2 protein-coding genes and 1 pseudogene are annotated in these 3158 nt (G+C 38.1%); 1 reads left to right on the top strand and 2 read right to left on the bottom strand.

The features are described 5' to 3' along the window. Positions 1 to 108 precede the first annotated feature (108 nt). Complete coding sequence (locus F591_RS31085) at positions 109 to 657, bottom strand: HPP family protein (protein WP_411844484.1); 549 nt, start codon at positions 655 to 657, stop codon at positions 109 to 111. 166 nt (positions 658 to 823) lie between these two features. On the opposite strand from F591_RS31085, the pseudogene F591_RS29260 reads away from it, so the two are divergent. After that, positions 824 to 2261 (top strand): annotated as a pseudogene (locus F591_RS29260) (IS6 family transposase). Positions 2262 to 2630: 369 nt separating this feature from the next. Here F591_RS29260 and F591_RS31090 read toward each other — a convergent pair. Continuing rightward, on the bottom strand, positions 2631 to 3158 hold a 528-nt coding region (locus tag F591_RS31090; protein WP_083935634.1), incomplete at its 5' end, for a CGNR zinc finger domain-containing protein.

A 3158-nucleotide genomic window follows, 5' to 3' on the forward strand; every position in this document is an offset into this window, starting at 1 on the left:
AGTTGGATTGGTCGCACAACCATCTTATGGAATGTACAGATGTTTTTCAATTTTGGCTCTACATGTTGTCAAGCACTATGTTTGGTATAGAGCCAGTTTTTTCTGTAATCATATCCAAAACGTTGGGTATTGCCTACTACTTCGTAAATTATTAAGAATCAATGCAAAGAAAACAACAATTAGTGATCCGATTAATACAGGCATTAATAAATAACTCCAACTGTATTCCCCTAACATAACAACAATCGGATCTGCCCCTGCAGGTGGATGGGTAGTTTTTGTCATCATCATCATCGCTATTGCTAATCCAACAGCTAAACCAATCGCCCAAGGATCATTGCCAAATAAATGATAAATCACTAAACCCACAAAACTAGAAACAAGATGACCGCCAATAATATTTCTTGGTTGTGATAGAGGTGCATTCCAAATGCCAAATGCCAACACACAACTTGCACCAAATGGAGCCATTAACCATTCGGCTGATGTCAAATTTGTCATTATTGCCAGAGTAAAAATAGTTATAAATCCGCCAACCAATCCTGTTATTATATCCTTCCCATTTACTTTCAACGGACTCTTCCCTCTGCCCACCATTTTAGAAAAATAGGGAACATGTAACACCTTTGATGTTTCTTGTACTTTTACTCTTTCCATGTCCATCACTCCTCGTTAATTGATCGTATTGTCAAAACTTTAATATTAGAAAGGTTAATAATCCTTGATTTAAAGGGCTTTAAATGCAAAAAACTTGCCACCCCCTAAAATCTAAGGATAATTGAGGTTACCACACACACAACATCCTAGATTGGAAGTGACAAGTTTGTACCCTCAATTATTAACCTATTTAATGGAATTTATCAAGCATCAAGATCAGGTAATTCGAACATTGCTTACCCTTCTTATTGGAAAAGGCATGTTTGACAAACCTGAAAAGACTCCTGTAAATAAACCTTATCGTAAGCTACAGGTTGATGATCTTCCGATCATTGAAACCCTACAGAAACTTGATTACCGGGTTCTTCTCTCTGAATATCTGGAGAAAAACGGTAAACAGTTAAAGCCTGTTCAAAGGCGTAAGAACGCAAAAGTACGTGTGCCAAAATCTATGAGCTGTCCGCAGTGTGGTGCTCCATCGGAATATCTTTACGCCAATAATGGAGATAAAGGGCAGTATCAATGTAAGGTATGCTCCTGTCTTTTTAGTCAAAAGAATCGATATTTGAAGGAGGCTGTTTTAAAGTGCCCTCACTGCTCAAAGACCCTAGAGAAAATCAAGGAGCGAAAAGACTTTGACGTTTATAAATGTAAGAATAACGACTGTCCTTACTACCAACAGAAACTAAACGGAATGTCTTCAAAGGAGAAGAAACAGTTTCAAAAAGACCCCCAATCCTTTAAGTTGAGATACATTTTCCGGCAGTTTCGCATTGACTTTCAGCCATTGTCTAAGTCTTCTCCTATAAGGCCCAAGGTAGATTTAGCAAAGCTTTATGTTTCGCCTCACACATTGGGGCTTATTTTAACTTACCATGTTAATTACGGCCTTTCGGCCCGAAAGACAGCTGCACTCATGAAGGATGTTCACGGGGTTTCTATATCACATCAGAGTATTTTGAATTACGAGAATGCCGTAGCCCTTGTCCTCCAAGCCTTATGTTGATAACTATCCTTACGAACTATCAGATCAATTCTGTGGGGACGAAACCTATATAAGGGTGAATGGGCGTTGGCACTACCTGTTCTTCTTCTTTGATGCGGTGAAAAAGATTATCCTGTCTTATCCAGTGTCGCCTAATCGCGATACCGTGTCAGCTATACGTGCCATTGATAATGTCCTAATAAAGCTGAAAGAGATTCCAAATGACCTAACATTTGTCGTGGACGGTAATCCAATTTACCTTTTAGCTCAGCACTTTTTTGCCCAACACGACATTCATTTCGACATTAAGCAAGTTATTGGGCTTACAAACGAAGATCCAGTGTCAACAGAGTATAGACCACTAAAACAAGTGATAGAACGGTTAAATCGCACGTTTAAGGGCAATTATCGCTCCACACACGGTTTTGGTTCTGAACATGGGTCTGTTTCTTTTGTGACCTTGTTTGTAGCTTACTTTAACTTTTTACGGCCTCACGCCGCACTAGAAGGTAAGGTGCCAGTGGTCAATCCGGAGTTACTACAGCTGCCGAACATGCCTGCACGATGGTCTAAACTCATTGGTTTGGCACAAGACTGGATTATTGAACAATTAGCCTAACTTTTTGTTTAGCAGAGCCCTTGAAGGTTCGAACACCCAAACAGCAATCGGCGAAGCGAACTCTTGACAAACCGAACTAGCCAATGGTTTAAAATGGAAAAAACCAAGGGCTATTTAGCATGCCTTCTTTTTGTCCCCGTCGCCCTTGTTAAACTTACCTAAAACCATTGGCGTGTTTGTCAAGAGCGATTGCGTGGCCTTTCCACCAAATATTTGGCAGAAAAAGCTGAACACCTAATGAGTTTTCATAGAACTTTTGATACTACCTAATTGATTCTATTTTATAGAGAACAAACTAACCTGTCAATATCTATTTTAGGGGTTAGATGATTATTGCAAAAAAAAGACCAACCATCGAAAGTTGGCTCTTCATCTATTTTCATTTTTTCGGCGTTGAAATCGTTCCACTTTTTTTCTGTTCCCACAAATCTTCATTGAACACCATTTACGTCGACCAGTTTCGTCGATGAACAGTAGAACACAATCTGGATTAGCACAATGTTTTAGAAATGCTAAATTTTTATTTCCAATTAAATTCAATGCATCAAAAGCAATATAAGAAAGAACAATATCTTCTACTTCGCCAACAGGTCTAGGTATCATTATTTGATCAATCAATTTAAAAGTAAATGGGGCCTTTTCAATTTTCTCTTCCAAAAAAGTAATAAATCCTTTTTGAACTGGTTGCCCATTAGCTATTGCTTCAAATTCATTTCGTAATACAGTACGCATTTTCAAAATACCTGATAAGACTTCTTGCACCCTAAGTTTTATGGAAAAAAGAAGTTGTTCATCAATAAATAAAAATTCTTTCATTACTTGAAACCACTCAAACATATCTTCTTCAGAAACTAATAAATCATGACGTTCACCACGTCTTACTACTTCAGTGTTTAC

It is taken from the genome of Paenibacillus ginsengihumi DSM 21568 (assembly GCF_000380965.1).
Classification (GTDB): Bacteria; Bacillota; Bacilli; order Paenibacillales; family NBRC-103111; genus Paenibacillus_G; species Paenibacillus_G ginsengihumi.